Source organism: Bifidobacterium sp. ESL0800, from assembly GCF_029395355.1.
GTDB lineage: Bacteria > Actinomycetota > Actinomycetes > Actinomycetales > Bifidobacteriaceae > Bifidobacterium.
In genome coordinates, this window is record NZ_CP113913.1 from 2054576 (window position 1) to 2078936 (window position 24361).

Sequence of the window (24361 nt, forward strand, 5' to 3'; positions counted from 1 at the left end):
CAAGCGGGCGGAGCCACTTACCTTGGTGGCTCCGCCCGCTTTACGTTAACGGCTTCGAGAGGCTGTGCTCAGCCTTTCACCGCTCCTGTCAACACACCTTTGATGATGTATTTCTGGCAAAGCAGATAGAAGAGGATGACGGGAATGATTGCCAGCACGAGGCAGGCCATCAGTGCTCCCATATCAACCGCCCCATATCCGCTTTTGAGGTATTGCACGGCGATCGGCATGGTTTTGAAGTTCGACAGATCCAAGGTCAGGTAAGGGAGCAGGAAGTCGTTCCAGATCCACATGGTCTCCAGAATCGCCACCGATATGATCGAGGGGCGCATAATCGGCACGACGATCCTGAAGAAGATGCCGGGCACGGAAGCCCCGTCGATCATCGCGGATTCCTCCAGCTCCTGCGGGATGCCTTTGACGACACCGGTGAAAATGAATACCGCGAGGCCTGCGCCGAAGCCCAGGTAGATGAGCCACAGACCCCAAGGCGTGTTGAAGCCGAGCATATCGGTGAACTTCGAAAGCGTGAACATCACCATCTGGAACGGTACGATCATGTTGAACAGGAAGAGAGAGTAGAGCGCCTTCGCCGCCCAGTTATTGACGCGTACGATCCACCATGCGCACATCGAGGTGCAGACCAGAATGAGCAGCACGGAGCCGACTGTGGTCACGACGGTCCAGCCGATACTGGCGATGAAGTCCGTGCGTTCGATGCCGACTTCGAAATTCTTGAATCCGACAAACGCGTCTCCGCGTGGTATCGAGAATGTGTTGAGCGCGATGTACGTCTGGTCTTTGAACGCGTTGATGAAGACCAGCACGATGGGGAAGACCCAAATCAGGCATACAACGGTAAAGAAGGTCGTCCATAGGCCCGGGTGTTTGACTTTGTCGCTCATGCTTCAACCTCTCTGCTGGTAGTGAGCCTGTTCTGGATGAGCGCGAGCACGGCCACGATGATGAAGAATATCACCGCTTTTGCCTGCCCGACGCCTTCGAAACCTGCACGTCCGTAAAATGTTCGATAGATGTTCAGCGCCATTCCTTCAGAAGTATTTGCCGGGGCGCCGTTGGTCAGCGCAAGGTTCTGGTCGAACATCTTGAATCCGTTGGTCATGGTCAGGAAGGTGCATACCGTGATTGACGGCATCATCAGCGGGATCGTGACGTGGAACAGCACCTGGCGGCTATTGGCGCCGTCGACGGCCGCCGCTTCCATGACGTCGCTCGGCAATGACTGCATGCCGGCGATGTAGATGATCATCATGTAGCCTATTTGCTGCCATGAATACAGGGCGACCAGTCCCCAGAAACCGTATACGCCCGAGAACGAAAGCGATCTGCCCCAGTGTGCGAGGATGCCGTTGAGCAGCAGCATCCAGATATAGCCCAGGACGATGCCGCCGATCAGGTTGGGCATGAAGAAGACGGACCGGAAGATGGTCACGCCTCGGAACGTTTTGGTCAGCATGTAAGCGATTGCGAAAGAGACGATGTTGACGAAGATCACGATGATGACGGTGAACGCCGTGCTGAAGCGCAGCGCGTGCCAGAAATCAGGATCCTTCAACGCCTCTACGTAGTTGGCCAAACCTATGAACTTGGAATCTGTGACGGTGGTGAACCGACAGAAGCTCAGATAGATGCCCGTTATGAATGGTACTAAAAACCCTATTATAAACGCAACAAAAGTGGGTAAGGAAAAGAGTGCCCACCATTTGCGAATTGCTTTGCCTGCCATAGATATCATGGTCATGCTCGCTTTCTGCTCTTGAGCAGCTCGTCAATGATTGTATTGGCGAGACCTGCCATGTTTGAGGTCAACATCATTGATCGGTACCTCTCTATACCTCGTTCAAAAATGTGCCATCTAGCAAACGCTTACAATAGCAGGAAAAAGCAAATAAGTCAATCTTAGAGGTGGAAACGGGGATTTCTTTATTGATTTTGAAGGGAAAACGCGATGTTATATTGAAAACGTATACATTTTGTGTTTTAATAGAAGGGCGATGAGGCGGAAGCACCGTATCGTGAGCGGTTCCGTGAGCCATGATTGCCAGCATTCATGGAGAGGATGCGCGGACAAGTCAGCGTGAATTGGTCTGATGCGAGTCGATGCATCAGCGGCTTGCGTCGGCGCTTTGCCTCGGATACGGCGTTCTGTCATGTCAGGCAGCTTAAGAAAGGACAGTATAATGGGGGTTTTCCCATCACCGGAATGGCTGAAGTCAGCCGTGTTCTACGAAATCTACCCGCAAAGTTTCCGTGATTCAAACGCAGACGGCATCGGGGACCTCAACGGTATCATCGAAAAACTTGACTATATCAAGGGCCTGGGGTGCAACGCCCTGTGGATCAATCCTTGCTTTGAATCACCGTTCAAGGATGCCGGTTATGATGTCAGCGACTACTGCAAGATCGCTCCACGCTATGGCACGAATGACGACATGATTCGTCTCTTCCGTCAAGCGCACGCAAAAGGGATGCGCGTGCTGCTTGATTTGGTGCCCGGCCATACCAGCGAAGAGCACGAATGGTTCCGGCAGAGCACGAAAGTCGAACGCAATGAGTATTCCGACCGTTTCATCTGGACCGATGGCGCGTTCAGCGGCTACACCTTGCCGTTCATCGGCGGAGAGAGCAAGCGCGATGCCGCCTATATCCTCAACTTCTTCAAGTGCCAGCCTGCGCTGAACTATGGTTTTGCCAAGATCGACAGGCCGTGGCAGATGAGCACGGACTCTCCCGCAGCCCGTGCGACGAAACAGGCAATGGTAGATGTAATGCGTTATTGGCTTTCGCGAGGTTGCGATGGCTTCCGCGTCGATATGGCACGGTCCCTCGTCAAGAATGACGATGCTCATCATCACGCGACCATCGAGGCGTGGAAGGAAATGCTTTCCCCGGTGAAACAGGAGTTCCCGGAATCCGCGTTTGTCTCCGAATGGGCAGCGCCTCAGGATGCGCTGAGCGCCGGCTTTGACATGGACTTTTACCTCAACCACGAGAAGACAGCGGTGCGAGAGGCGAACGGCTACAATCTGCTGGCCCGCCGTTTTGTGAAAGATGGAGAGCAGGAAAAAGACCTGAGTTATTTCACCGCGGATAGCGGCACAAGTATCAAGGCATTCCTGGCGGACTACCTGCCGGAATACGAGGCGACGAAAGACAGGGGATACTTCTGCTTCCTGACGTGCAATCACGATACCGTGCGTCTGGCCCCCCGACTTTCGGATCTGGAGATCAAGATTGCCTACGGTATGCTGTTGACGATGCCGGGTGTGCCGTTCGTCTACTATGGCGACGAAATCGCAATGCGATATTATGCCCTTCCGACCAAGGAGGGTGGCTACTTCCGTACGGGAAGTCGAACACCGATGCAGTGGGGTGCTGGCGCCAACCTTGGCTTCTCGCAAGGCGCGAAAGAGGATCTGTATCTTCCTGTCGACCCGAGCCAGGATGCTCCGACGGTCGAAAAGCAGGAGAAGGATCCGGACTCGATGCTGCATTGGACAAAGTTGCTGCTTGGGTTGCGCCCGGGGCACCGGGCCCTGCGCGCCGATGGCGGCTTTGAGGTTGTGGCGGCCCCCGAGAACGGCCGGTCATTCGCTTATCTTCGGTCGGGCGATGACGGTGAGCGTCTGCTGATTGCTCTCAATCCCGGTCTGGAGGATGAACGCGTGGCATTGCCTGACGGGCTGAATCCCGCCGAATCTGAGGATTGCCTGGCTGCAATAGGACAGGTGCGGCCTGAATCCGGTGAAGAGGGCAACGCGTTGAGTCTTGGGGCGCAGAGCTTTGCTGTGCTGCGCTGCTGAATGATTCAGCAACAATGATTCAGCAACAATGATTCAGCAACGGTGTGCCGTGCCGTTTTACCGCTGTTGCATGGCCGGTGCGGCGGCACGGTAAGGTCTTGTTGAATTTCGAAATACTATCTGTGTGGGCAGGATCTGGTGCTTGACATCGACTTCCTGCCCCTCGAGCATGGCAAGGAGGCGTGTGGCTATGGTCTGCGCCATTTCGGTCGGATCCTGGCGGATTTCGGTAAGCCCCATTTCCCGGGCGAAGTCAGAATCGTCGACGCTGATGATTGAGATGTCGTCCGGTACGCGGTAGCCGAACTGTTCGAGCCTGGGCACCAAAGGCACGACCAGCGAATCCTGTTGGCAGCAGATGGCCGTAGGCGTCGGTTGTAGCTGGAAAAGGCTCGTCAAAACGTTGTCGATGACGTTTTCCCCTCGGCGCACATTGATGATGGTCGGTTTGATTCCGGCTTCTTCGCAGGCGTCCTTGAAACCCTGGATACGGAAGTTGGTGGTAAAGTTCAACGTTCCGATGTCCTCTTGCCCGTACTGGTACGCAATAAAAGCGATGTTCCTGTGCCCTATGGAGATCAGGTGCTGTGTGGCCAGACGCATCGACTGTCTGTCGTCAATGCGGATCGAAAGGTTAAAAGCGTCCTCCGGCACGGCGTTGATGCCGACAATGGGAACTTTCATGCTGTGAAGTCGGGCGGAGTCGTTCTCGCTGATGTTGATTGAGGCTACGATCACTGCGTCGACATTGCGGCGAATGGGCAAGGTTTCGAAGAATTTATGCCTGTCGTCACTCGAGACGATTCGTTGGAGCGTGATGTCGTATCCTGCCGGCTGGAGGACCGCATTCAGACCTTCGTAGATATGGGCATTGAACCATGTCGAAGGTCGCTCGTTGAATAGGAGCGCGATGCGGTAGGTTTTGCCTGCCTGAAGGATCATTGCCGAGCGTGAGATTGAAAAATCGAGGTCTTTTGCCACGGACTTGATTTTCTTGCGTGTTTTTTCGGCGACGAGTTCCGGATGCTTAAATGTTCTGGAAACGGTTGCAATAGATACGCCAGATAGCTTGGCCACGTCCTCGATGGTTGCTTCTTGCATGGTTCCTCCGATGATGGTGTGTTTCCTTACATCCAATATGATTATATGATACGGCTAGGCATCTTCTGTCTGTCAACGCTAAGGGGTTCTTGCATTGCGCGGCTTTCATTGCGCCAATCTGTCGCTCGTTTTTGATTCTGTAGTGACTTTATTGTGATATCGTTTTCGTTTGAAGAGAGTATTTGACAAATAAAAATAACGTAGATATACTCATACAAGCGTTTTCATAAGAACGACAAAGTTCTGCGATTGTGGGAACGTAATCGGCTGCTTTTTTATTGCCGGGTTTGATTCAGAGAGGAACAATTATGAAACGTATTAATTCATTGATAGCGGCAGGGGTGGCGGTGACGATTTGCGCCAGCCTGGCCGGCTGCGGGTCTTCTGGCAGCAAGGGTGCGTCGTCAGACGGTGTGTACTATCTGAACAACAAAAGCGAGATCGTGGATTCCATTCAGGTCTTGGGCAAGAAGTTCACGAAAGAGACCGGAGTGCCTTTCAATGCGCGAAGCGCGACATCCGGCACCTATGTGCAGACGCTGAAGTCTGAACTGGCCAAGAGCAAGCCTCCCACCGTTTTCCGCGTTCTCGGTCAGGTCGGCCTCGACCAATACAAGGATTACGCCGCTCCGATTGAAGATACCGAGGCTTACAAGCAGCTTGAGGATAAGTCCGTAGCGCTGCGTTCCGACGACGGCAAGCACGTCTTGGCCGTGCCGATGGTCAACGAGACCTATGGGTTGATCTATCGCAAGGATCTGCTGCAGAAGTACTTCGATATGCCCGGAGCCAGCATCAAGAACGTCAAGGACATCAAAGACTTCAAGAGCCTGAAGACCGTAGCGGATGAGATTCAGGCGAACAAGGACAAGCTCGGCCTCGAAGGAGCGTTCTCCTCGATGGGCTTCGACGCCTCGTCCTACTTCAGGTGGTACGTGCACCTTTCCAACATGCCGATTGCCTATGAGTTCGAAAAGGACCATATCACCAAGCAGCCTGCAACGATTAAGGGAACGTTCCTTCCTCAGTTCAAGAACATCACCGATCTTTACATGAACGATTCGACGGTGCCGAAGAACACCCTGGGCAGCAAGACCCTGAACGATTCGCTCGCCGAATTCAACACCGGCAAGGCGGTCTTCTTCCACAACGGTTCATGGGCTTGGCCTAACATCCGCGACGGCAAGGTGAGCGCCAGCAACGTCGGGGCCATCCCGATTTACATCGGAGCTCCGGGAGAGAGCAACTACGGCATGGCCACCGGTTCAGAAACGTACTGGATGGTGAACAAGAAGGCGTCGCCCAAGGCCATCAAGGCCACCAAGGACTTCCTGAAGTGGTTGGTCACCTCTGACACCGGGCGTGACGAATGGGCGAACACCATGGGCTTCAGCACGCCGTTCAAGACCTTCACCGGCAAGTATGCCACCAAGAACCCGATCATGCAGGCTGCCAACGAGTACAAGAAGGAAGGCAAGAAGGATGTGCCGTGGGACTTCCTCTACATTCCTTCCGAACAGTGGAAGTCCGACCTCACGAATGCCCTGCTGGGATATGCTCAAGGCACTAATGGTTGGGACAAGGTGAGCAAGGTGTTCGTCGACGAGTGGGCGAGTGAGTACAAGATCGCCCATCAATCAAAATAAAGTAGGGCTGTAGGCTGGCGGGGCTTTTCTGCCAACCGATGGCGGCTTTCTTACCACAAATGGAATGCTGCGGAAACCTGGACAGGCAGTGTCAGGTTTCCGCAGCATTCCATTATTCGTATCGGGATGATGCTACGGGACGCGTTTTTTTACGGGATCGAGGAACGCGCCGTCGGCTGTTCGGTTCAGCGTGCGTCGCCGAAATTGCGGTCGAGCCAGGCGATGAACAGCGGCATCCACTGCTGCACGCCTTCGTCGACGCCGTGTGGGTCATCGGCCCCTGCCACATCGGCGTTGGCCAGCGAGAGGCCGTGATGGCCGGTGGGGAAGAAGTGGGCCTCGACCGGGACCTTGGCGCACACGCACGCGTCGAATGTCATCTCCGCGCCCTCAACGGGTACCGTCTCGTCGGTGACGGTGTGCCAGATGAAAGTCGGCGGGGTCTTGGCGTCGATGTGCCTTTCGATTGAGACCTCCTCGAGCAATTTCTCGTCGTTCTTGCCCTTTGGCCCGAGCAGCTTGTCGAAGCTGTCGCGATGGGCGTATCTGCCGGAGGTGGTGACGGCGTAGCCGAGCATCAGTCCGTTCGGCCGCACGGCGTCCGGGTCGTAGCCGTGGGCTCGCATGGTCTCGTCGCCTGCGGTGGTGGCGAGGTTGCCGGCAAGATGCCCGCCCGCTGAGAATCCCGCGGCAACGATGGCATCCGGCTTGATGTGCCAGGCCTCGGCGTTTTCTCGCAGCAGTTTCATGGCTTCCGCGGCTTCGAGCAAAGCGGTGGGGTAAACGGACGGAGCGCAGGAATATCGCAGTATGGCCGCGTTGTAACCCGCCCCCAGAATTTTGAGCGCGATGGGTTCGGCCTCGCGGTCGCTGGTGAAGACATAGCCTCCGCCGGGAATGACGAGCACGGTGGGCCGCCGGCGCTGTGGGTCGATTTCCTTGCTGTTGTCGATGGAATAGACGCTGAAATCAGCTTTGGTGCCGTCAATACCGTCGATGGTCGTGTTGATGTACTGCATTGTTCTCAACCTTCTGTCGTGTCGCGTTACTCAAATCGGCTCGTTCGTCGCAAATCCGCGTCGGAGCGGGAGCGTCTTCTCATTGATGATTATGGCTCTATCGCCCGACCGTTCTGCCGTTGTCGGGGATTTCGTAGTAAATGGGAAATTCGGCCGGCCGGCAACTAATGCTATACGTCTGTTTCAGATTGCCGAAGAAACGCAAAGTTCGAGTACCGCAAATTGAATTGTGATAAGTAATACAGGAAGGGAACCGGTGATATGGCTTGGCTGTAGGGTTTTAGGAACGTTGATGATGCGGTTAATCGGCTGTCCGTCAATCGCGCCGCCGACACTTCGTATTATGGCGATATTCAGGTAACGCTGAGGTTTGCGGATAGACTTGTTTCATCGTAATAATGACAGATCGATTCATTTCCGACTGATGAAAGCAGGAGCAGTATGACAAATCTCAACGCGGACGATACCGGCGACATTACCGGCGATATCAAAGGCGACATTGCCGGCGTCGTTTCCAACGGTGCTGCAGGCGACACGGCCTACCTTGACTATCGTCCGAACGGCGACGGGGCCGGGGTCGTTATCGACGGCGTCCCGAACTCCCGCGGAATCGGCGGCTACCCGACGCAGGACGGCCACAAATTGCGCGACGGCCTCTTCTTCCGCACGGCAGGCCTGAATTTCCTGGGCGAGCATGGCCTCGACGACCTGCACCGTCTCAATGTCAAGGAGGTGGTGGACCTGCGCGACCCGCTCGAAGTGGAGCAATGGCCGTACACCCTTCCCGACGATATCCATGTCGATCGCGTTCCGCTCTTAAAGACCACCATGACCGAGCAGGGCGGCATGAAGGAGATGTCCAAAGGCATCGACATGGCCGAAATGTATCACGATATCGTCTTTGGCTCGGCCGAACAGATCGTGCTCATCCTGCGCAAGCTGCTGAAAGACGACGGCCATCCGATGCTTATCCATTGCACCGCCGGCAAGGACCGCACCGGCATCACCTCGGGCATCCTGATGAGCCTGCTCGGCGTGAGCGACGACATGGTGGTCTCCTGCTATGCCCAGTCCGGCGCGAACCTCGGCGACGCCTTCAAGAAAGCCGTGCTGAAAGGCCTGAACAGCGATGAAAAGGGCGTCGGCCAGATCACCGCGGCCCAGACCGCGATGCTCGCCTCGCCGCCGGAACTGATGCGTGGCGTGCTCGCCGGCATCAAGAGCGAATACGGAAGTGCCGAGCAGTATTGCCTGCAAAACGGTATGAGTGCGGATGAGGTTGCCGGCTTGCGCGCGCTGTTCGTCGAGTAAGTCCCCGTGGCAAAACGTTTCTTGGCCCTGTCGTTGCGTTGGTGACGGCGGGGCCAAGTTTTGAAAGAGCCCGCGCAACGTCATGTTGCCACGGTTTGCTGCCTATGACATATTGCAATGTGGTATATTCCACTTTCCGGGAACGCGTATAGGCTTGGATGGCGATAGACTAGGGGAGTATGTTTCGGGTTCGGCAAAGTCCGGAAACATTAAAAACTTAGGCAGGTTGCAGGGCAAGCCGGGAAACGGTTCCGGTCGTCCGCGCCGTCGAAGAAATGTCAAATTGAAAGGCTAACAATGACGGAAGCTGTAGCAAATATTGGAGTCGTCGGTCTGGCGGCAATGGGTTCGAACCTCGCGCGTAACCTCGCGCATCACGGCAACACCGTGGCGCTTTACAACCGCCATTACGAGCGCACCGAAAAGCTCATGGCCGATCACGGCACCGAGGGCAAGTTCGTGCCTGCCAAAACCATCGACGAGTTCGTCGCCTCCCTCACCAAGCCGCGCACGGCCATCATCATGGTCAAGGCCGGGGCGCCGACCGACGCAATGATCGAGGCGCTCGCCGATGCCATGGATCCCGGCGATATCATCGTCGACGGCGGCAATTCCTACTTCAAAGACACCATTCGTCGCGAGAAGGAAATCCGCGCTCGCGGCCTGCACTTCGTCGGTTGCGGTGTTTCCGGCGGCGAAGAGGGCGCGCTGAACGGCCCGTCCATGATGCCCGGTGGCACCGATGAGTCCTGGAAGACCCTCGGCCCGATCCTGAAGTCCATCGCCGCGAAGGCGGAGGGCGAGCCCTGCGTCACCCACATCGGCGAGAACGGTGCCGGCCACTTCGTCAAGATGGTCCACAACGGCATCGAATATGCCGACATGCAGCTCATCGCCGAAAGCTACGATCTGATGCGCCGTGGAATGGGTATGACCCCCGACGAGATCGGCGACGTGTTCGAGGCATGGGACAAGACCGAGCTCAATTCGTATCTGATCGAGATCACCGCCGACTTGCTGCATCAGAAGGACAAGAAGACCGGCAAGCCGCTGGTTGACGTCATCGTCGATCAGGCTGGCATGAAGGGCACCGGCACCTGGACGGTCCAGACCGCCCTCGAGCTCGGCACTCCCGTCACCGCCATCGCCGAAGGCGTGTTCGCGCGCGGCCTTTCCGACCAGGTCGAGCTGCGTGAAGGCGCCGCCAAGCAGAATCTCGCCGGCCCTGATGGCAAGCTCGAGTTCGCCGGCGACGACGAGCGCAGGGCTTTCATCGAAGACATTCGTCAAGCGCTCTACGCCTCCAAGATCGTCGCCTACGCGCAGGGCTTCAACGAGATCAACGACGGGGCCAAGCAGTACGACTGGAAGATCGATCTGGCCGCTGTGGCGCGGATCTGGCGCGGCGGCTGCATCATCCGTGCCCAGTTCCTCAACGTCGTCTCCGACGCGTTCGAGTCCGGCGAGGCCGACATCTCGCTGCTCTTCGCGCCCTACTTCAAGAGCGCCATCGACAAGGCTCAGGCTTCCTGGCGCCGTGTGGTCGGCAAGGCTGCGAGCTGCGGCATCCCCGCACCGGTCTTCTCGACCTCGCTTTCCTACTACGACGGCCTGCGTTCCAAGCGTCTGCCGGCCACCATCATCCAGGCCCAGCGCGATCTCTTCGGCGCGCACACCTACGGCCGCGTCGACGAGCCCGGCGCCTTCCACACCCTGTGGGCCGAGAAGGACCGTCCGGAAGAAAAGATGAGCGATTGATCGGTTGAACTGATTGGTCGATTGCCGACGCTTAATCGCCTGATTTTCGCAGCCGAGTAAGTATTTGGTCGGTGGCGAGAATCTGAATTATTCCGTCCTTTGTCGGATACCGATAGTTTCGGTATCTGGCGGAGGACGGTTTTGTAGCTGAAGGGTTATGCCTGCTTTGTTTACGGGCGCAACAGTGCAAATACAGCGGTTAATGCAGGTAAACGGGCTTTGGCGAATGGTTATGTGCAGTTTATCAGCATTGAAAGTAATGGAAATCTTGGTCGTGCTGGTAAACGGACTTTGGTGATTCGTAGCGTGCGGTTTGCCAGCACCAAAATCGTGAGAACCTTGATAAAACCGACGAAAACTCTGAAATTGTTGAAATATCGTTCGTCAACAACGATGATGTGGTCGGTTTCAGAGATTATTTTGAAACCGACCACGTTGGTGAATACTACAGTTTGGCCACCGCGTCGGGCGTGGTGAACCACGCGAATTCTTCGGTGCCGGCGGCAAAGCTGGCAGGATACGCGGGATTGTTGGCGCTCGCGAAAACGGCGGCGGTGGCATCGGCCTTGCCGGCTCCGCACGTGAGCATCCAGGTGCGGCGGCTGCGGGCCAGCATCGGCGCGGTCATCGAGACGCGCAGCGGCGGCATCTTGGGGGAGTGGGTCACGCCGGCGGCTAGTGGATATGTTGATGAGTCTGTTCCTGTGACCTCGGCGGAGGTATCTGTTCTCGTGTCGATTTCGGCGGAAACCCTGGCTTCGGTATTTGCGCCGGCGGAAGGGTTAAGGTTACTGCTGACGCAAGCAGCTGTTCCGGTGCTGGTTTCATTGGAACCGTTGACGTTGGCTGTGTGAGGCGCAGAGGCGCCGATCCTGATTTCGTCGTGGCCGGGGAAGAGCGAGGCGAAATGGCCGTCCGGCCCCATGCCGAGGATCAGCAGGTCCATTGCCGGTTCGTCGCCGAGCTCGCGCTTGAGGGCGGAGTCGTAATCGGCCGCGGCTTTGACGACCAGAGCCTTGTTCTCCTCGTCGCTGGCGGCTGCGACCTGTTCGGGCGTGCGGGTGTCGGTGGCCATCTCGTGGATGTTGGCCTCGGGCAGGCGTCCGTCGGCGACCAGCTTGTCGAGGAAGCGTTGCCGGGCCTGCCACGAGCTGCGGTCCTCATCGGTTGCGGCCACGAAGCGGTCGTCGCCCCACCAGAAGTGAACGCGCGTCCAGTCGATGGCGTCGACCAGCGGGTTCGAAGCCATGTAGGTCAGCGCGCGCAGGATGTCGGATCCGCCGGTCAGCGCCACGTCGTAGCGGCTGCGAATCGGTTTCGCGCCAGCGTCGCCCTTGCCGGACTTGTCACATTCGCTCAGCCCGTCCAGAATGGCGAGCAAGGTGCGTTGCGCCGCCGCCAAAGCCACGGTTTCCGCGTCCTTATATACTTCCAGTTTTCGATCAGCCATATGCAATATGCTCCTTGTCCATTTACTTCATCCGGACATTTGATTGAATACCACAAGTGTAGATGACTGCCGGTTTGCGCCACTGGCGTCGGTATTTCTAGCGTGTGCGCATTGTGTTTCGAGCGACGGGCCAGGCTTGAAGTGCAAAAAGTGCCATTTAGTATCGCTAAAACGCACTTTTCGCACTGTGCTGTGTAAAAAGTGCGCTTTAACATAGCTAAAACGCACTTTTCGCACGGCACTCTCTTGGCAGAGGCATCAACAATGCCCGGGCTCAGCCCTGAACCATGCCCCAGCCCTTGGCGATGACGTCGGCGTAGACCTCGTCCGGATCGATGCGGCGCAGTTCCTCGCTCAGGCAGTCCTCGAGCGTGCGCAGCGGCATGGCGACACGTTGCGGCGTCTGCCCCGGCTGGCTGATGACGGCTTCGCGCGAATCCGGGCGCTCCAGCGCAATCGTGCCGTCGGAGCGGTTCAGATAGACGCCGGTGATGGCTTCGGCGCCGGTGACGTAGCCGAGCTCGACCGGCACGTTGAGTTTCAGCGCGAGCCATGCGGCGAGCAGTTTTAGCGGCAGATAATCGGGCTGTCCGATCACCTTGACGGACTCGATCGGCAGGTGCGGCGGCTGGTCGATGGTGGTGGCCAGCATCGCGCGCCAGATGGTCAGACGCGTCCAGGAGAAGTCGACGTCCTTGGGCTCCCAGTTGGCACGAAGCGTGTCAAAGGTCTTGTCGGGGTCGTCCGAACGCAAGGCGTCGGTGATGCGGCTTCCGGCCATCGCTCCCAGCGGGTCCTTAGAAGGGTTCGCCGGCGGATTGGTCGGCCACCAGGTGACGACCGGTGTATCGGGCACCAGCAGCGGCATAACCAAGGTATCGGTATGCTGGCACAGCCCGCCGCGCGGACGCAGGATGATGACCTCGCCCGCACCGGCGTCGGCACCGAAGCGAACCTGCGCGTCGAGGTCGGTCTCGACGTCGCCGGAATCGGTGACATAGCAGTCCGGTTCCTTGTCGACGTCGCAGAACGGCACTTCCTTGCTGTTCGGCACGATGGCGATGACGCGGCAGGGGTGCTCGCGGCCTGCGAAATTGGCGATTTTCAGCGCGTTTTCGAGCTCGCTCTCAACGGTCGAGATGATGAGCGTCAAAACGCGGTCGTTGCCGGCCTCGCCGCGCTTTTGATGGAGTTCCTCGATTTTGCGCGCAACGGCGTCGGTCTGGGTATTCGGCATTTTGATGATCATGGCATCCTCCAATGGCGTCCATCGCGTGCGAGCATTTCGTCGGCAACCTTGGGTCCCCAAGTGCCGGCGCGGTACGGCTGCGGCTGGCCGAGTGTGGACCAATATTCTTCGATCGGGTCGAGGATCTTCCAGCTCAGGTCGACCTCGGCCGTGGTCGGGAAGAGCGGCGGATCGCCGAGCAAGACGTCCAAAATCAGGCGCTCGTAGGCCTCGGGCGAGTTCTCGGTGAACGAACGACCGTAGCTGAAGTCCATCGACACGTCGCGCACCTCCATGGCGGTGGCGCCGGGCACCTTCGCGCCGAAACGCATGGTGACGCCTTCGTTGGGCTGCACGCGGATGACGATGGCGTTGTTGCCGAGCTCGCGTACGGCGGTCTGCTCGAAGGGCAGATGCGGGGCGCGTTTGAAGACCACGGCGATCTCGGTGACGCGCTTGCCCAGGCGCTTGCCGGTACGCAGGTAGAACGGCACCCCGGCCCAACGGCGCGTGTCGACGCCGAGCGTGATGGCGGCGTAGGTCTCGGTGGTGCTGGACTTGTCGATGCCTTTTTCGTCGAGGTAGCCGCAGACTTCCTGCGAACCCTGCCATCCCGCGGAATACTGGCCGCGGGCGGTGTAGGCGCCGAGGTCGTGCGGCAGACGGACGGCGGAAAGCACCTTCGTCTTTTCGGCCGTGAGGTCACTGGCGGCGAAGCTCACCGGCTCCTCCATCGCGGTCAGCGCCATCAGCTGCAAGAGATGATTTTGTATTACGTCTCGCGCGGCGCCGATGCCGTCATAGTAGCCGGCGCGGCCGCCGATGCCGATGTCCTCGGCCATGGTGATCTGCACGTGGTCGACGTAGTTGGAGTTCCAGATCGGCTCGAACATGGAGTTGGCAAAGCGCAGCGCCAGCATGTTCTGCACGGTCTCCTTGCCCAGATAGTGGTCGATACGGAAGACCGAGCTCGGGTCGAAGACCTCGGAGACCACGCGGTCGAGCTCCTTCGCGCTTTTCAGGTCGTGGCCGAACGGTTTCTCGATGATGACCCTGCGCCATGCGTCGTCGTTGGAGCGCGCGAGCCCGGAATCGGCCAGTTGCTGGGAGACGATGGGGAAGGCGCTCGGCGGCACGGACATGTAGAAGGCGTGGTTGCCGCGCGTGCCGCGGTCGCGGTCGAGTTCCTTGACCGTCTGGCTCAGGCGCTCGAAGGCCGCCTTGTCGTCGAACGTGCCGGTGACGAAGCGCATGCCCTTGGCGAGGTTCGTCCAGGTCGATTCGCGGAACGGCGTGCGGCAGCGAGCCTTCACGCATTCTTCCACGAAGTTGGCGAACTCCTCGTTGCTCCATTCGCGGCGGCCGAATCCGATCAGCCCGAAGCTCGGCGGCAGCAGCCCGCGGTTGGCCAGATCGTAGATGGCCGGCAGCAGTTTCTTTTTCGCCAGGTCGCCGGTGACGCCGAAAATCACCAGGCTGCAGGGTCCGGCAATGCGTGGCAGCCGCAGGTCTCGCGGATCGCGCAGAGGGTTCACCCAAGTTTGTTGTTCACTCATAGATAGCAATCGTAGTCGTACTGGCATGTTTGCGCACGGGGAATGCGTGTAATGAACCGAGGTGTAGCGGGTTTCACACTTACGGCGTCAGCCTTTCGTCGGGGAAGGAACGGACAAGGCGCGGTTTGGAAAGATGGTGCGAACGATGTGTGCCGAGCCGACAGTCAAGGAGCGTGCTTGAGCGCCTTCCTTGTTGGTCGTGGCGATTCGTGCTGTGCTGGTCGTTTCGTGGCGGAGTCGCTGATGCAATACGGCTGCGTTGTGACACCTCTTGGAGCGCATTTTCTGCCGCTTGGCCGATACCTGCGTGTGTCGCGAAGTCGTGCGATACAACAATAAACGGTAAATAATTAATGCAGGTACGGACGCATCTATTGTCTGGTTTCGGTAGAGGCGGTGTAGAGAGGGAAGGAAACTGATGGCGTTACGGTGGAAAGGCGGTAAGCCCAGTCTCTCTATTGCCGCAGTATGTGTCATAGCAGCATAGTTGATTTTCAGAGATTGACTGTATTATAAAGGAGGGAGATTTACGTAGCTGAAAGCACCGGTAAGTTGAGGCGCGAAAGTGAGTCGTCAGCGGTATTGCAGCCGGTTGCTCGTGCTGCGTTTACGAAAAAGAGAAGTGGTGTGAACGGGTATGGATGTTACGTTTCAGGCTAATTCGGCCTTGCCGCAAGGGCAGGTGAACGTCATCGTTGAGGCATCGGAGTTCAGCAACAACGCGGAGCAAGCACTGAAGAGTATCCAGGCTTTGGGTAATCGGCGGGTTTCCGCCATTCCTGTCACCACGCAAACTGGACTGCAGTTGGTGCGCGAGTCAGATATCGTCGCTTTGGAGGTGCAGGGCAGCTTGGTGCTGATCCGCATCCTCGCTCCGGCCGGGGCCGTTGGCGCCGCCGAAGATGAGGGTGTGCAGGTCGTTGCGACCGCAGATACATTGGTGCATGTGTTGAGCCTGTTGCCTGCGACTTGCATCAGGGTTTCCAAGCAAGCTGCCATCAACATCAATCAACTGCAGTCGTTGGAAGGAAGTTATTCCGGCAATATGACCGCCCATCTTACCGGTGGGATAGATGAGACGGTGAGCCGTCGTTACGTTGACGCTCTACGCAGAGCGATAGGAGCATGAATCGTGTTAGAGGAAAATGACAAGGTCGGTAATTCTGTGTCTGGGGATCGCAGTGAACGTTCGTTGCAATCGGGAGAAACGGAACGTCGCGAAGCGAAGGATGGCAATATGCGCAATGGTCGTTCACACACGCCGGGGAAGAGCAACCTTCGGGTGTCCCATCATGGGCAGCAAGGTATTTTGCACGATCCGCTTTCGCAGATTCTTTATCATCTTTTCGCCGCCATTGCCGTAGGCACGGTGATGTTGGTTGTTTTCGAGCTCATCGTCCCGAACTGGATTCCCATCAATAGAATGAGCATAATAACGTTGCTTGGCCCGGAGATCGTGGTCGGTCTGCTCGACTATCTGCTGTTCCACGTGGAAGTCTCGCTGTCCATCGCCATTCCGGTTCACTGCGTGTGCACGTTCGCCGCCTTCAGCGCGTGGGTGTTCGTCAACGGGTGGACGATTGTGTTCCGCGAGCAGCTTGTATATTTCATTCTTTCCTTCGTCGTGATCTACGCGTTGGTCTGGCTGGGTCTGATAGTGTATTACAAGTTCGTTGCCTGGGAAATCAACCGCAGCGTTGCCGAGCGTTTCAACCGCAGGCAGGGCCGGCAGTAGACGGATTGTCTGCCCAATAGCTGCTTGTGGTTACCCGTCTCTACGAGAACCGGAGTCAATGTATTGTGCTCGATTTGATAGAGCAGGAGCCAATCAGACTCGATGTGCGCCTCGCGAAAAGTGTGAACGTTCCTTGTAAGGGCATGGACGTCGTATTGATGAATTAAAGCAGCGCTGTCTTGCCGCATCAGCAAGTCGATAGCATAATTGAGTTTATTGAGATCAAAATGCTTTCGCTTGAGTTTTTGACGTCTTTGAGGAACATTCCGGTTCGTTTGGTGGGGCTAAGCATTTCTTAATTCCTACATCAGTCCGTCAACGTTGTCAAAGGTTTGCATCCCGCTGTTCATAACACTGGTCATGTCCAAGGCATGGAGTTGATGCCAGCTTCGCTCAATGGGTGACTCACCTTGATGTGAGTGGTTTTGACACCAGCGAGGCAAAGACTATGTCGGGAATGTTCGATAGTCCTAATAAGCATTGGCCGGTGACGGATCGGATCAGACCGAAGCCGTCACCGGCCAATGTCGTATAGATACTTTGCGAATAAACACTGTCGTTCAAAGGGCGAAGTACGTATTTTCGAGTCTTAGAGTTCCGGCTCGATCATGATCTTGACCTGCTCCTTGTCTTCGGCCAGCGCCTTGATGCCGTCGATGCCGTCGTCCAGGCTGACGCGCTTGGCGATGACCGGCTTGGAAAGCGCGACGAGCTGGAGCTTGCCGGTACGCTGACGCTCAACGCGTGTCGAACGTGGCCTGCGCGCCGGCGCATTCGAACGCGATGTCGCGCAGGCTTGTGGTCCCTTTATTCCTTGTGCTTCCTGGCGTATGCGACGATGGTGATCGCAGCTCCTGCCGCCAGGAGGACTGCCGCTGCCGCGATGACGGGAATCACAGCGCTGCCGGTGGTCACGAGCTGCTGCTTGGGGGCGGCCTGCGGCTTCTGTTCGGGCTTGGGCTTGGACGGAGCCTTCGGGGCCGGCTGCTGTGGCGTCGGAGTGGGCGTCGGTGTGGGCGTTGGTATCGGCGTGGGTGTGGGTGTGGGCGTGGGCGTTGGATCGGGCGTTGGTGAGGGAGGTACTAGCCTGCGCTCGATGGTGCCGCTGAACTGAACGAGAGTGAGGGAACGGGTCGAGCTTGCCGGGGTGCTGAAAGTAAGGGTGGCATATTTGTTGTATTGCAATGTGCCCTTGTTCCAGGTGGTGGTCCCCGTCGTGGGATTGTACGAACCCGTCGTGGGATCCAACGTGGGTGTGATGTAGGAACCGTTGAGGTCTTTGGCCGTGGTGATGTTTAACGGCAGGGAGCTGGTAGCTGGAAGTGTTATGTATTGATCCCAGGCTTTTAGTGTAGCGTTTGGAAGGTCTTTGAGCGGACTGATGTCGCTGATTCTGTCGTGGCTGATGTCAAGGTCGGTGAGATTGGTGAGGTTTTTCAGCGGTGTGACGTCGCTGATGGGGTTGATGGACAAATCGAGGTCGGTGAGGTGGATGAGGTTCCTGAGCGGTGTGACGTCGTCGATTTTGGTGCAAGCTATATTAAGGTGGGTGAGGGAGGTGAGATAGCTAAGTGGCGCGATGTCTTTGAGCCACAAATTATCTGCCAGCATAAGAGTGGTGAGGTTGACCAGTCCCTTTAGCGGTGTGACGTCTGTGACATCATTAAGGGAAATGTCGAGGTCGGTGAGGTTGGTGAGTCCTCCCAGTGGTGTGATGTCGCTGATCTCGTTGCGAGCAATGTCGAGGTCGGTGAGGTTGGTGAGTCCTCCCAGTGGTGTGATGTCGCTGATTGCGTTCACTTCGAGGACGAGGTTGGTGAGGTTGGTGAGGTTTTTCAGCGGCGTGATGTCGCTGATGTTGTTTTCTAAAGCCTTGAGGTTGGTGAGGTTGGTGAGTTCTTTCAGCGGCGTGACATCGGTGATTTGGTTGCCGGAGATGATTAGCGATGTGAGGTTGGTGAGTCCTTTCAGCAGCGTGACATCGGTGATTTGGTTGCAAGAGATGTCCAGCGATGTGAGGTTGGTGAGGTATTCGATTCCAGTGAGATCAGTGACTTGATATTCTTCCGGTTTTTGGCCACCCACGCCGACCTGTGTTGTGGCATTGATTTGCGCTTGTGTGAATGTCGCTTCAATATTCACACCGTTGACGTAGGCCACGGCTTGCGCAAGATTATGGTCGGGGAAGCACTGGGCGATGGTGCTGGTGCCGACGGTGCAACCGCTTTGCGGGCTTGGGGCCGGCTTCGAGAGACCTTGCGTGGCGGGTACCAATTGCCGCGTGGGCTGTTGCTGCAGGTTTTGGCGCTTGGGCATGGAAGTCCGCTTTTGTGTGCCCGTGTTCGACGCTTTCGCGGCTCCGGGAACCGTCTGGCCTTCTGCGTTCTTTGCTTCTTGGCCTGCTTTCGTCTGGCCGTCGGCCGACGCGCTCTGTGCTGGAACGTTCGCATTGTCGGCGGGTTCCGGGCTGGCCATGGCGCCGGCGGTCGGGATGAGCATGGCCAGTCCTGCCAGGGCCGCGATTGATGCGGCGGCGAACCGGTGGGCCCGTGGGTTCTTTTGGGTGTGTTTGCCGCTCGTCATGCTGCTTCTCTTTCCGTGTCGACGCCAGTATCGCAACGATGGATGCGGGTTGTGGCCGCGATTCATCCAATGAATTCCACTGTAGCCGTCGCGGAACGGGACAGATGCGGATAAAGCGTAGCAGGCCGAATACAGCGGGTGAAACGTTTGATATGGCGGGTGAAGCGCGGGAAAGCGAAACGGAGCCCGGCCTTGGTTCGTTTCCGCAAGCCGAGATGCCGTCAAACGATATTGAGCCGGAGGCGGGCGAAAGGCCGTGAGAGGATAAGGCCGCTTCGGCTTGGAGGCGTGTCCGGGCTTCGGTGTGAGTGCGGATGCCGGATGTCCCCGTGTTCCACGGGACCCGGCTTCCGCGTTTTCCGGGCGATTCCGTACAGGGGTATTGGTTCGGCCTAGTGCATCGCTACTTGGTTGTGGGCCGGGTGCCGGGCAGGGTTGCGTCGGGGTAGTCGAACCTGAGGTAGTCGGTGGCGTTGATGACGGCGTACTGATCGAGCTGCATCGGCCCGGTCCCGCGGTAGACGATGGCGCACCGTTCGCGAGGCACACCCAGCAGCCCGCCGAGCTTGGCGAGTGTCCTGCCCTGCCTGTCGTGGTAGGTTTTCGATGATTTGATCTCCAGCAGTTTCGGCGCCGCGGATTCGTACTTGTCGATCAAGTCCACTTCCTGCTTGTCGGCGTCGCGGTAGAAATACAGTTCCGGCTTTTTGCCTTCGTTGTAATAGTGTTTCGCCGTCTCCGCAACGATAAGGTTCTCGAATACCGCGCCGAACATTTCGTGGTTGAGCAGCTGTTCCATGCTATGAATGCCCAAGAGGTTGCACAGCAGGCCGGTGTCGTAGAAGTAGAGTTTCGGTGTCTTGACAACGCGTTTGCCGGCGCTTTTGAAGTACGGGGGCAGAGTGAACAGGATGTAGCTCGATTCGAGGATCGACAGCCATGATTTCACCGTCCGGAAGCTCACCCCCAGGTCGTTCGCGAGGTTCGTGTAGTTGGTCAGGTTGCCAGTGTTCAGGGCGCAAAGCCTCAGGAAACGGCGGAAGTCGTCGATGTTGCGGACGTCCAGATAGTCTTTGACGTCGCGCTCGATGTAGCTGCTGATGTAGGCGTCGAAATAGGCGTCGAGATCGATGCCGACGTCGTACGGGCGCGGGTAGCCACCGCGCAGCATGAATTCGTCCGCGGAAGGTTTTTGCGCGGAGCCTTGCGCTTCCATATAGGAAAGCGGCAGCAGGCGTGCGATGCCGGCTCTCCCGGCGAGCGATTGCTTGACGTTCTTCAGCATCAGGAAATTCTGGGAGCCGGAGAGGATGTATTGGCCGGTGGTGCCGCGCCGGTCCGACTCCGTCTGGATCATCGAAAACAGGTCGGGCGCATATTGCGCCTCGTCGATGATGAGCCTGTCCGGGCGGTTCTCGATGAAGCTGACCGGATCGTTCAGCGCGTTGGCACGTACGTTCGGCCTCTCCAGGTTGATGTACTCGTAGTCGCCGAACACGCTCTGGATGAGCGTGGACTTGCCGCTTTGGCGGGGCCCGGTGATCGACACCACCGGGAACCACGTCGCGAGTTTCTTGACGTATGTGCTCAAGGTTCGCTCGATCATATTCGCCGCCGTCCGTTCTGTGTTGTTCCGTCCCGTTTCGCGTTAAAGGTTGCTGCGAATTATCGGCTAATTCTGACGTAGGATTTCCGATAATCATGACCTAGGCTATCGGATAATCCTGACATAGAGTTTCTGGCAATCCTGATATGGGATTTCGGGAGATTATGACGTAGGATTTTCGATAATCGTGACATAGAGTTTCTGGCGATCCTGATATAGGAGGCCTGGCGATCCTGATATGGACGGGCAGATAGCGCAAAGGTCGGCAGATACGAAATCAAGAATGGCGGATTTCCGCCAATTCCTGATTTGTGTCTGTCGACCTTTGTGCGCTATGCGTGCTGTGAAGACTAAAAGTCCCAGTCCTCGTCGTCGGTGGCCTCGGCGTTGCCGATGACGTAGGAGGAGCCTGAGCCGGAGAAGAAGTCGTGGTTCTCGTCGGCGGAAGGCGAGAGCGCGGCGATGATCTCGGGGCTCACCTTGGTTTCGGCGGCGCTGAACTTGGCCTCGTAGCCCAGGTTCATCAGGGTCTTGTTGGCGTTGTAGCGCACGAATGCCTGCACGTCGTCGATGAAGTCGAAGCCGGCGTAGACCTGGTCGGAGTACTTGACCTCGAGCTCGTAAAGCTGGTTCAAGAGATCGTCAGTGTACTTCTTGAGCATTTCCTGGTCGGCCGCGGTGCGGTGCTCGAGGTGGCGCTGGTACTTGTAGCCGGAGTAGTAGCCGTGGATAGCCTTGTCGCGCAGGATCAGGCGGATCATGTCCGCGGTGTTCATCAGCTTGGCACGGCTGGAGAAGTAGAGCGGCAGGTAGAAGCCCGCGTACAGCAGCAGCGAGGAGAGCATGACCGCCGCGACCTTGCGCTTGAGCGGGTCATCGGACTGGTACTGCTCCATGACGATGCGCACGCGCTCCTGCACGAGGTCGTTGCCCACGGCCCAGCGGTAGGCTTCGTCGATCTGCTCGGAGGAGCAGAGGGTGGAGAAGATGGAGGAGTAGGAGCGGGCGTGCACCGACTGCATGAAGGCGATGTTGGTGTAGATGGCCTGCTCGTGCTCCGTGAGCGCGTCCGGGATCTGGACAAGCTCGCCGACGGTGGCCTGCTCGGTGTCGAGCGTGGTCAGCCCGGCGAAGACGCGGACCGTGGTGGTGCGCTCGTGCTCGGTCATGGAGCGCCAGGTCGGGATGTCGTTCGACAGCGGCACCTTCTCGGGCAGCCAGAAGTTCGCGATGAGGCGGTTCCACACCTCGAGGTCCTTGTCGTCCTGGATGTTGTTCCAGTTGACCGGGCGGATGCGCATGGACTTGGGGTCCGCACCCTTGGCGAAGGCCGTCGACCACTGCGGAGGCGTCAGCGAATCGGCCATCATCTTGTCATCGGCGAGTTTGACCTCGTATGTCATGAGTGTTCCTTCTTTTCGTGCCGTTCTGTTTTTTTAAAGTTTCGCGGTATTCGCCTTGCGTTTGGGGCAGCCGCTCGCGAATACGTCTGGGAGGGTTCATTCTCCCGTATTCCGTTGACATTGAGCGGTCGGTTCCCGACAGTGCAACACTACATCTAGTGGTTGGGCAATGCGATACCTCTATATATAGTAATCGGTCGCCCGTGGCTTCGCCCTACGGCACGCGGGCCAAAGCTGTGATGTAGCTAACAGAGACGAGCGTCGGTTGTCGGTTTTATGCCGGTTCAATGTCGATCCAATAATAAGGGCCGGCGAAAATCCTGCAGTAGAGTTGGTGAAAATCGTAAGGTAGGATTTTGAAAAGTCGTTTGATAACGCTTTTTATAGTCGTTAAATGGAGTCGTAAAATCCGTCTGAACCGATACATTGAGCCTGTCATCAGCGTGAGTGTTGATGACAGGCTCAATATTATATGGGATTTTGGCTATCGGTGCCGATTACTCGAGGCCGATGCTTTTGAGGTCGTGGACGGTGAGCCGGTCGACGGCGAGGACGCCGGATTCGGCGGAGAGCAAGACCCCCCGCTTGCCTTCGGACGGGTAGCTGTAGGAGCTGAGGACGTGCAGGCCGTCGTTGACGTAGACCTCGACGGAGCCGCGGTCGACGTAGACCCGCAGCTTCAGCTCGTCGGCGTTGAGCTCGGCGTCGGTGAGCTTGGCGGCGCGGTAGCCGCGGTCGCCGCGGGCCGCGGCCTGGCGGTCGACGACCACGGTGCCGGCCTGCGCGTCGTAGGCGACGTAGGTGTAGGAGCCGTCGGGGGTGGCGTGGACCTTGAGGCCCGCGCGCTCGGCGGTGGTGTCGTTGAGGTTGATGTCCAGTTCGATCTCCACGGCTTCGGCGTCCTCGTCGACCAGGGCCTCCTCGTTGGCCTCGATGGGGCGGGCGACGTGCTCGAAGGTGTTGATGCGCAGCTTGTCGATCTCGGGCACCGGTACGGTGTGCAGGTCGCCGTCGGCGCCGAGATAGCATTCGCGGGGCAGGGTCATCTGGCCGCACCAGCCGTCGGACTGCATCGGCGCGCTTTCGCTGAACGGGCTCATCCAGCCGTACATGATGCGGCGGCCGTTCGCCTCGAACGACTGTGGCGCATAGTAATTCGCACCGGCGTCGAGCAGGCGGAACTCGGTCTCGGGCTTGAACGCCTCGCCGGGCGTCCAGGTGCCAATCATGTAGCCGGCGTTGTTCTCATTGCGATTCATGTAGCCGCGCGCCTTCGAGCCCATGGCGGAGAAGACGATGACCCACTTGGTGTTGCCGTCCTTGTCCTTCAGGGGGAAGAAGTCGGGGCACTCGAGCATGAAGACGTCCGGGTCCGGGTCATCGTAGAGCACGTTCTGGAAGGTCCAGTTGATCATGTCATCGCTGGTATAGGCCCAGATCTGGCCGCGGTGGTCGGCGGTGGAGACGCCGTGGATCAGGTGCCAGACGCCGTCCTGCTTCCAGACTTTCGGGTCGCGGAAGTGGGAATCGACGCGTTCGCGCGGGCAGTCGATGACCATGCCGAGCTTGTTGAGTTTGGTGGCCTCGTCGTCCTCGGCCTCGGCGAGCATCTGGACCTGCCACTGGCCGTCGGCGTCGTCGCGCCCGTTGGTCCAGCGGTGGCCGGTGTAATAGAACTTGAGTTTGCCGTTGTCGTCGATCACGGCTGAGCCGGAGAAGACGCCGTCCTTCTCCTGCTCGAGGCTGGGGGCCATGGCGATGGGCTCGCGCCGCCAGGCAGCCATGTCGGCGCTGGAGACGTGGCCCCAGTGCATCGGGCCCCACTGGGTGCCGTAGGGATGCAGCTGGTAATAGACATGCCAGCGGCCCTTGTAGTAGCACAGGCCGTTCGGGTCGTTGATCCAGCCGCCGTTCGAGGCGATGTGGTACTTGGGGTACCAGCGGTCCTCGCGCTCGAGGTCGAGCGTCTCGACGCCGGCCTCGGCCTTGGCGAGTTCCTCGTCGTGGTCGCGGATTGGGGTGTAAACAGGATATTCGGTAGTCATCATTGATGCCTTTCTCATTGTTCGGTTGATATAAGTAAAACGTAATAGAGAGATTCGCGATGTCGGCTGCCCGTGGAACGCCACGAATGCAATATC

The 24361-nt window shown here is 57.8% G+C and carries 17 protein-coding genes and 1 pseudogene; 6 read left to right on the forward strand and 12 right to left on the reverse strand.

Annotation, left to right across the window (positions count from 1 at the left end; all coding sequences use genetic code 11):
- Nucleotides 1-68 precede the first annotated feature (68 nt).
- On the reverse strand, nt 69-905 hold the full coding sequence (locus OZX75_RS07750; RefSeq protein WP_277146066.1) for a carbohydrate ABC transporter permease: 837 nt from the start codon (nt 903-905) through the stop codon (nt 69-71).
- Entirely contained in the window at nt 902-1756 is an 855-nt protein-coding gene (locus OZX75_RS07755; RefSeq protein WP_277147515.1) for a carbohydrate ABC transporter permease, read from the reverse strand. The genes OZX75_RS07750 and OZX75_RS07755 overlap by 4 nt, the downstream gene beginning before the upstream one ends.
- A 445-nt stretch (nt 1757-2201) precedes the next feature.
- On the opposite strand from OZX75_RS07755, the gene OZX75_RS07760 reads away from it, so the two are divergent.
- Complete coding sequence (locus OZX75_RS07760) at nt 2202-3824, forward strand: alpha-amylase family glycosyl hydrolase (RefSeq protein WP_277146067.1); 1623 nt, start codon at nt 2202-2204, stop codon at nt 3822-3824.
- Between the two features lie 57 nt (nt 3825-3881).
- Here OZX75_RS07760 and OZX75_RS07765 read toward each other — a convergent pair whose 3' ends face one another.
- Nucleotides 3882-4925: a LacI family DNA-binding transcriptional regulator gene (locus tag OZX75_RS07765; RefSeq protein ID WP_277146068.1), complete on the reverse strand. Its 1044-nt coding sequence runs from the start codon at nt 4923-4925 to the stop codon at nt 3882-3884.
- A gap of 308 nt (nt 4926-5233) precedes the next feature.
- On the opposite strand from OZX75_RS07765, the gene OZX75_RS07770 reads away from it, so the two are divergent.
- Nucleotides 5234-6571, forward strand: a complete 1338-nt coding sequence (locus OZX75_RS07770) for an ABC transporter substrate-binding protein (RefSeq protein ID WP_277146069.1) — start codon at nt 5234-5236, stop codon at nt 6569-6571.
- Nucleotides 6572-6756: 185 nt separating this feature from the next.
- On the opposite strand, the gene OZX75_RS07775 is transcribed toward OZX75_RS07770, so the two are convergent.
- Nucleotides 6757-7590, reverse strand: a complete 834-nt coding sequence (locus tag OZX75_RS07775) for an alpha/beta hydrolase (RefSeq protein WP_277146070.1) — start codon at nt 7588-7590, stop codon at nt 6757-6759.
- Nucleotides 7591-8031: 441 nt separating this feature from the next.
- Here OZX75_RS07775 and OZX75_RS07780 point away from each other — a divergent pair, with 441 nt between their 5' ends.
- On the forward strand, nt 8032-8901 hold the full coding sequence (locus OZX75_RS07780) for a tyrosine-protein phosphatase (protein ID WP_277146071.1): 870 nt from the start codon (nt 8032-8034) through the stop codon (nt 8899-8901).
- Nucleotides 8902-9198: 297 nt separating this feature from the next.
- Entirely contained in the window at nt 9199-10659 is a 1461-nt protein-coding gene (gene gnd, locus OZX75_RS07785; RefSeq protein WP_277146072.1) for an NADP-dependent phosphogluconate dehydrogenase, read from the forward strand.
- Nucleotides 10660-11104: 445 nt separating this feature from the next.
- Here the strand turns inward: gnd and OZX75_RS07790 are convergent, their stop codons facing one another.
- From OZX75_RS07790 to zwf, 3 genes are all read right to left on the reverse strand, one after another.
- Nucleotides 11105-12109 carry a 6-phosphogluconolactonase gene (locus tag OZX75_RS07790; protein ID WP_277146073.1) on the reverse strand — a complete coding sequence of 335 codons (1005 nt, stop codon included), beginning with the start codon at nt 12107-12109 and terminating at the stop codon, nt 11105-11107.
- Between the two features lie 274 nt (nt 12110-12383).
- Nucleotides 12384-13358: a glucose-6-phosphate dehydrogenase assembly protein OpcA gene (locus OZX75_RS07795; protein ID WP_277146074.1), complete on the reverse strand. Its 975-nt coding sequence runs from the start codon at nt 13356-13358 to the stop codon at nt 12384-12386.
- Complete coding sequence (gene zwf / locus OZX75_RS07800) at nt 13355-14893, reverse strand: glucose-6-phosphate dehydrogenase (protein WP_277146075.1); 1539 nt, start codon at nt 14891-14893, stop codon at nt 13355-13357. The genes OZX75_RS07795 and zwf overlap by 4 nt, the downstream gene beginning before the upstream one ends.
- 637 nt (nt 14894-15530) lie before the next feature.
- Here zwf and OZX75_RS07805 point away from each other — a divergent pair.
- Both OZX75_RS07805 and OZX75_RS07810 read left to right on the forward strand, forming a co-directional pair.
- On the forward strand, nt 15531-16022 hold the full coding sequence (locus tag OZX75_RS07805; protein WP_277146076.1) for a LytTR family DNA-binding domain-containing protein: 492 nt from the start codon (nt 15531-15533) through the stop codon (nt 16020-16022).
- Nucleotides 16023-16025: 3 nt separating this feature from the next.
- Nucleotides 16026-16628: a DUF3021 domain-containing protein gene (locus OZX75_RS07810; protein WP_277146077.1), complete on the forward strand. Its 603-nt coding sequence runs from the start codon at nt 16026-16028 to the stop codon at nt 16626-16628.
- Here the strand turns inward: OZX75_RS07810 and OZX75_RS08700 are convergent.
- The 5 genes and pseudogenes from OZX75_RS08700 to OZX75_RS07830 form a co-directional block, all read right to left on the reverse strand.
- A pseudogene (locus OZX75_RS08700) lies at nt 16556-16867 on the reverse strand (type II toxin-antitoxin system RelE/ParE family toxin); the annotation flags it as partial. The gene OZX75_RS07810 and the pseudogene OZX75_RS08700 overlap by 73 nt on opposite strands.
- Before the next feature lie 568 nt (nt 16868-17435).
- Nucleotides 17436-19211 (reverse strand): leucine-rich repeat domain-containing protein, encoded by a 1776-nt coding sequence (locus tag OZX75_RS07815; protein WP_277146078.1) that lies wholly within the window; start codon nt 19209-19211, stop codon nt 17436-17438.
- Nucleotides 19212-19614: 403 nt separating this feature from the next.
- Nucleotides 19615-20817, reverse strand: coding sequence for an ATP-binding protein (locus OZX75_RS07820; RefSeq protein WP_277146079.1), 1203 nt, complete (start codon nt 20815-20817; stop codon nt 19615-19617).
- Between the two features lie 350 nt (nt 20818-21167).
- Nucleotides 21168-22220, reverse strand: a complete 1053-nt coding sequence (nrdF, locus tag OZX75_RS07825; RefSeq protein ID WP_525930239.1) for a class 1b ribonucleoside-diphosphate reductase subunit beta — start codon at nt 22218-22220, stop codon at nt 21168-21170.
- A gap of 497 nt (nt 22221-22717) precedes the next feature.
- Nucleotides 22718-24268: a glycoside hydrolase family 32 protein gene (locus tag OZX75_RS07830; RefSeq protein ID WP_277146080.1), complete on the reverse strand. Its 1551-nt coding sequence runs from the start codon at nt 24266-24268 to the stop codon at nt 22718-22720.
- Nucleotides 24269-24361 lie beyond the last annotated feature (93 nt).

What these genes read in the sequence shown, in the direction of transcription:
- OZX75_RS07750 (WP_277146066.1), bottom strand. Translation starts at nt 905, where the DNA reads ATGAGCGACAAAGTCAAACACCCGGGCCTATGGACGACCTTCTTTACC.
- OZX75_RS07755 (WP_277147515.1), bottom strand. Translation starts at nt 1,756, where the DNA reads ATGATATCTATGGCAGGCAAAGCAATTCGCAAATGGTGGGCACTCTTT.
- OZX75_RS07760 (WP_277146067.1), top strand. Translation starts at nt 2,202, where the DNA reads ATGGGGGTTTTCCCATCACCGGAATGGCTGAAGTCAGCCGTGTTCTAC.
- OZX75_RS07765 (WP_277146068.1), bottom strand. Translation starts at nt 4,925, where the DNA reads ATGCAAGAAGCAACCATCGAGGACGTGGCCAAGCTATCTGGCGTATCT.
- OZX75_RS07770 (WP_277146069.1), top strand. Translation starts at nt 5,234, where the DNA reads ATGAAACGTATTAATTCATTGATAGCGGCAGGGGTGGCGGTGACGATT.
- OZX75_RS07775 (WP_277146070.1), bottom strand. Translation starts at nt 7,590, where the DNA reads ATGCAGTACATCAACACGACCATCGACGGTATTGACGGCACCAAAGCT.
- OZX75_RS07780 (WP_277146071.1), top strand. Translation starts at nt 8,032, where the DNA reads ATGACAAATCTCAACGCGGACGATACCGGCGACATTACCGGCGATATC.
- gnd (WP_277146072.1), top strand. Translation starts at nt 9,199, where the DNA reads ATGACGGAAGCTGTAGCAAATATTGGAGTCGTCGGTCTGGCGGCAATG.
- OZX75_RS07790 (WP_277146073.1), bottom strand. Translation starts at nt 12,109, where the DNA reads ATGGCTGATCGAAAACTGGAAGTATATAAGGACGCGGAAACCGTGGCT.
- OZX75_RS07795 (WP_277146074.1), bottom strand. Translation starts at nt 13,358, where the DNA reads ATGATCATCAAAATGCCGAATACCCAGACCGACGCCGTTGCGCGCAAA.
- zwf (WP_277146075.1), bottom strand. Translation starts at nt 14,893, where the DNA reads ATGAGTGAACAACAAACTTGGGTGAACCCTCTGCGCGATCCGCGAGAC.
- OZX75_RS07805 (WP_277146076.1), top strand. Translation starts at nt 15,531, where the DNA reads ATGGATGTTACGTTTCAGGCTAATTCGGCCTTGCCGCAAGGGCAGGTG.
- OZX75_RS07815 (WP_277146078.1), bottom strand. Translation starts at nt 19,211, where the DNA reads ATGACGAGCGGCAAACACACCCAAAAGAACCCACGGGCCCACCGGTTC.
- OZX75_RS07820 (WP_277146079.1), bottom strand. Translation starts at nt 20,817, where the DNA reads ATGATCGAGCGAACCTTGAGCACATACGTCAAGAAACTCGCGACGTGG.
- nrdF (WP_525930239.1), bottom strand. Translation starts at nt 22,220, where the DNA reads ATGACATACGAGGTCAAACTCGCCGATGACAAGATGATGGCCGATTCG.
- OZX75_RS07830 (WP_277146080.1), bottom strand. Translation starts at nt 24,268, where the DNA reads ATGATGACTACCGAATATCCTGTTTACACCCCAATCCGCGACCACGAC.